Below are 5634 nucleotides of genomic sequence, written 5' to 3' on the forward strand. Positions count from 1 at the left end.
GGCCATCGCGGTCCTGGACTTCGGTGGAGACCGTGAGTTCGGCTGGAAGCGGGGGCGGGAAGGCGCGGTCGAGTTCCCAGAGGGACGCGGCGGAAAGGGCGAGGATGCCGGCGCACCCTGCCGCTCCAACAGCGAATTTGCGAAGCATCTTCATGGCAGTAAAGATGCCCCCTCATCCGGCCGCTTCGCGGCCGCCTTCCCTCCGGTGGGGAGAAGAGACTGGCGCCAGCGCTGGCCGTCTCCTCTCCCCTCGGGGAGAGGTCGACCGAGCGAAGCGGAGGGCGGGTGAGGGGGCACTTTGCTCATCGCGTCCATCACCATCAGCGCCTTACGGCGCCTTGATCTCCATCATGCCGGTGGCGGTGCGGGCCGAGTATTGCGGCCGATACATGTCTTCCACCGTTGCCGCGGGGTGCGCATAGGTACCCGGCGTCACGGCGCGCACGACATAGGCGAGGGTCAGATTGTGGTCGTGGTCGCCGTCGGCCGGGTTGAATGCCGCGACGAAACGGTCGTCGCGGAATTCGAGATGGGCCGCATCGGTCTGCGCCAGCCACGAGAAGTTCGTCAACTGGGCGCTGGAGACCAGGCCGGGATTGTCGATCTCGAAGCCGGCCGGCAACAGGTCGGTGACCAGCAGGCGCGATGGCCATGTGTTCTGCTCGTTGACTTTGAGCACGACGACATAGCGTTCGTTCTGCGTCGCTTCGGTGACATTGGCCTCGGTGCCGTCGAGCTTGTAGTAGGTGCGGCTGATGGTGAAGCCATCGCCGCCGGCCGGCAGGGGCTGGACCGGCGACGCCACCGTGGTGACGACGGCCTGCAGCGGGGTCTTGCCGGTGTTGGCGATGGTCAGCGGGCTTTCGACAAGGTCAGAGCCTTCGACCTGGTCGGAGTAGCCGCCGGAATGTGCCGCGCCATTGACGGTCAGCGTGATCGTATCATTGCCTTCTTTCAGCGCGCGGGCCGCCAGCAGCATCCAGGATTCGTCCTGGGTGCTGGTCCAGCGGGCTTCGGCGCGTTCCCTGGTCACCAGCCTGATCAGCTCCGGCACGATTGTCGGTACCGGCTTGGATTCCGCCGCCAACGCCAGCATCGCCGCGCCATCACGCAGCCGCGAACCGTAGTCGGAGCGGTAGTAGTCGTAGTCGGTGGTCGACTTGGCCAACTGCAGGGCAGTCTTGAACGTCGATTCCGCACGCGGTGTATCGCCGTAGAGCGCCAGGCTTGCCGCCAGCTGGGCAACGGCCATCGGGCTGGAAAAAGCTTCGAGTTGCGTGTCCGCATAGTAGCGCAGGTCGCCGATCGAGGCCTTCTTGTTGCGGGCCAGAACGTAGAGGGCGTAGGCGATCTCGCTGCCCCGGTCCTGGACGCTCTGGTCGTAGCCGAGTGAGTTCTGCAGGTTGCTGAGCGCCTGGTTCATGGCCAGGCTCGGCACGTCGTATTTCTGCTCGCGCGCCCTGGTCAGGAAGTCGGTGACATAGGCATCGAGCCACAGATCGCCGGAGCCCGGCCCCCACAGGCCGAAGCTGCCGCCCGAGGCCTGATAGCTCAGAACCTTGTAGATGGCGTCCTGAATGCGGCCATGGATATCTGGATCGCTGGCCATGCCGATGCCTGACGCCAATTCATTGACGTAGAGAAGCGGCATGGCGCGGCTGGTGGTCTGCTCGGCGCACCCATAGGGGTAGCGGTCGAGCGTCATCAGCAGCGAAGGCACGTCGAAGGCGGCAGCCTGCGAAACGCCGACGCTGACAGAGGCGCCGTCGAGCAGGCTTGCCGCGAGCAGCTCCTTGTCGACGCGAAGCGCGCCGCCATCGCCCTTGAGGTCGACCACCAGGCGGGTGGTGACCGGTAATTGCGCCGGGCGCACCGGCACATAGAGCGTCTGCTCGACCTTGGTGCCGTCGGCATGGGCAAGCTTGATGGTGAGCGAGGCATTGCCGGCCGTCTGAGCGATCAGCGGCACGGTTAGCGTCTGGCGCTTGCCCTGGGCGAGCGTCAGCTTCTGGGGCAGGGGCTTGTCGCCCGTCGACAGGTCGCCCGTCGTTTCGATCGAGAACGCATAGTCGCCGGCCGGACCATCGGTGTCGGCGACGTCGAGGCGCATAACGGCGGCGTCACCAGGCGCCAGGAAGCGCGGCAGGCCGGCGGTGATGACCACGGGATCGCGCACGATCACGTCGGACTGGGCGTGGCCGACCGCGTCCTTGGTCCAGGCGACGGCCATGACGCGCACGGTGCCGTTGAACTGCGGGATGTCGAAGTCGACCCGCGCCTTGCCGTCGGCGTCAAGCTCGACGACGCCGGAAAAGAAGGCGACAAGCTTTTCGGTCGGCGGGCTGCCTTGCGCCTGCATGTTGGCGCCGTCGCCGCCGGTCCTGAGCTTGCCGGCGTTGCCCAGAGAACCGTCGATCAGGCGACCGTAGATGTCGCGGATTTCCATGCCCAGCATGCGCTGGCCGAAGAACCAGTTCTCCGGATCCGGCGCCTTGTAGCTGGTCAGATTGAGGATGCCGACATCGACGGCGGCAACCATGACATAGGCATTGCTGCCCGGCTGCACGCCGGCGACCGAAACCGGGATCGACAGCTGCTGGCGCGGCATGGTCTTGTCCGGTGGCGTCAAGGTGATGGCGAGCTTCTTCGAACCCGGATCGACCTTCAGCCATTTCACGCCGATGGCGCGGGCCGGCATGCGCGTCTCCTGCGCATCGCCCGGCCGGAACAGGGTTGCGGTGACATAGGCGCCGGCGCCCCAGTCGTCGCCGACCGGAATGTCGACGGTGCTGCCGCCGGCCGGCACTGACGCCGTGATGGTCTTCAACAGCTTGTCGGAGCCGATGTTGATCAAGAGTTCGCCGGCAAAATGCGGCGAGATTTTCAGCTTGGCCACTTCGCCGGCGGCATAATTGTCCTTGTCGAGGGCGATTTCGAGGCCGTCAGGCGTTTCGGTGGTGGTCGAGGAGACATACCAGCCGGCGTCGAACTCGTAGCTGGTCGCCGGTCCTTCCGGATCGGCGGTTTCAACCTCGAGCCTGTACTGACCCCAATCGACCGGCACGGAGACCGTTGCGTCGCCGTCGGCGTTGAGGTCGACCTGGCCGTTGGCGATCGACTTGGTGAAGGTCACCGGCTCGTAATTCCACGAATTGTTGGAGCGGTACCACTGGTAATTGCGTTCGACCTTGACCAGCGTCCATTGCGCGCCTTTCAGCGCCTCACGCTTGCCGTCGGGATCGACGGCGATCAGGCTGAACTTGGCCGTGCCGCCCTGCGGCACTTCATTGTCGGCGAAATCCGGACGAATGCCGATCATATGGCCCTGCGGGCGGATGCCGATGTTGAGCGAGCGCTCGATGGCGCGGCCGCCGGTTTCACGCATCCTGACCGTCACCTTGGCGTCGACCAGCTTGGTGGTCGAGGGCAGTTGGTCGACGGAGACCGGGAAGGTCGCCTTGCCGTCATCGCCAACCACCGGCAGATCGGCGAGGGGGGTGACCGTGGGTTCGGCCGACTGCTCGTCGGCGAGACCGAAGGAAAAGCCCTGGAAACGGTCCCAGTCGCGCGAAGTCGACAGCGTCAGCTCGCCTTCCAGCGCCAAGCCTGCTGCCGGCGCGCCATAGAGGAAGCGGCCGTCAATGTCGATGTTGGCGGTTTCGCCCTGGGCGATTTCCTGCTTGTCGGCCTTCATGTCGAATTCGATGCGATCCGGCACGAAATCCTCGACCAGGAACATCTGGCTGGCCACCGCGGGCTGCTTGGGATCGGTGTAGATCGACACCGACCAGGTGCCTCGCATGGCGTTGGGGGCGAGCGGCAGGTCGACGGCATGGCCGCCGGCCGATGCGCCGTCGCTGACGATACGGCGGTCCTCGACGCCGTCGGGGCGCGAGAAGATGAAGGTCAACGGCAGGTTTTCGACCGCCTTGGCGGCACCGTCGCGAGCAAGTGCGGCGACATGAACATCCTCGCCGGCGCGGTAGATACCGCGTTCGGTCCAGGCATAGACGTCGAGCGCACCTGGCGCCGCGCGCCCGGTGACGCCGCGGTCGGACAGGTCGAAGCCGGCCCGGCCCATGTCGAGGAAGACGAAGTCATTGTCGCCCTGCTTGGCCATCAGCACGGCCGGCACCATGCCGCCGTCGCCGCGCGTCAGGCCGGGGTTGAAGACGGCATGGCCGTCGGCATCCGACGTCGCCGTGCCCAGAACCTCATTGTTCCTGGCGACCAGCGTCAGTTCGGCGCCGGCGATCGGCTTGGCGCTGCCCAGCGAACGGGCAAAGACATTGAGCCCGTCCTGACCGGTATAGGTCGACAGGCCGATGTCGGAGACGACGAACCATTGCGTGGCCATCGAGTTGTAGTCGTCGCTCTTGTTGTTGACGGCCTGGGCGGTCAGCACGTAGACGCCGGGCTTGCGCTGCGGCACCGCCTCGTCGACCGGGAAGGAGGTGGTGACCTCCTTGTTGAGGTCATTGGCGATGTCGAGCTGGCCTTGCCAGACCGGCGCGCCCATCTGCTCGGAAATGTTGGAGATGTCATAGCCGTCCAGCTGGTGCAGGAACTGGTAGCCCGACAGAAGCTGTGCCAGCGAACGATCGCCGATGCGATAGAGCTTCATCTCGGCGGCGTTCATGTTGACGGTAACGATCGGAATACCGCGGCGCGCGCCGGCCGGCAGCACGAAGCTATCACCGGTGAAGCGGGCGGACGGTGCGCGGTCCTGGACATAGATCGACAGCACCACGGGTGCCGCGGTCACTTCGCCGATTGCCGCCGGCAGGCCGGCGCGGAAGGTGACGTCGTAGTGCTGGCCATGCTCCAGCCCTTCGACGCAGATCTGCTTGTCCTTGGCCTCGACGCCCTTGGGCGGTGCATTGTCGACGGTGACGAATTGCGCGTAATCGACGCCGGTCTTGACCAGATCTTCGGAGAATTGCGCGCAGATGCGCGGCGCGCTGGTGTCGGCGTCGATGGTGTGGTCGATAACGCGGAAACCCTTGCGCGCCTTCAGATCGGCATAGTCGGCCTGGACCGCCGGCGACGGGTTCAGGGCAAGGCTCGCCTCATAGGCCTGTAGCGCCGGCCGGTAGAGATCGCGCTTGTCGAGGCCGTTGCCGAGCAGCGCCAGCACTTCGGCGCGCGTCTTGGTGGTGCGCAGTAGTTTATAGGCATTGAATGCGGCCGAAGTGCCGTTCGTCGGCAAAGTGGAAGCTTCGGATGTGCTGGCGGCGGGCTGCACGGCCAGCGTTTCACGCGCCAGGTTGAGCCAGAGCTGGCCATCATCGGGCAGTACCGAGACAGCGGCCTCGTATTTCAGCATGGCGGAGCGGTGGTCGCCGGTCAGCACGGCCTGTTCGGCGGCACTCAGCAAGGCAGCCATGCCTTCTGTCGGCTTGTCATAGGCCGGGCCGAGCAGCTTGTTGCGGTATTGCTGGGCCTGGTCGGCCATCCAGTTGGGGAAAAAGGCGAGTTCCGGCGGCGCGCCGATATCAGGATCGCCATCGATGTTGACGACCTTGCCGGCGACCGCGCCGTTGAAGGTTTTCAACTGGTTGTAGTCGGATTTGAGGAAGCACCATTTGGCTTTTTTATTGTAGGTGAAGGCGCGGCAGGCCGGGTCTCCCAGGC

1 protein-coding gene is annotated in these 5634 nt (G+C 65.3%); it reads right to left on the reverse strand.

What is annotated here, in order from left to right:
• Positions 1-328 precede the first annotated feature (328 nt).
• Positions 329-5634 (reverse strand): alpha-2-macroglobulin family protein (locus EN884_RS23500; protein WP_128360758.1); only part of this gene is annotated, 5306 nt, incomplete at its 5' end.

Origin of the sequence: Mesorhizobium sp. M7A.F.Ca.AU.001.01.1.1 (assembly GCF_004022735.1) — a bacterium.
Taxonomy (GTDB): Bacteria; Pseudomonadota; Alphaproteobacteria; order Rhizobiales; family Rhizobiaceae; genus Mesorhizobium; species Mesorhizobium ciceri.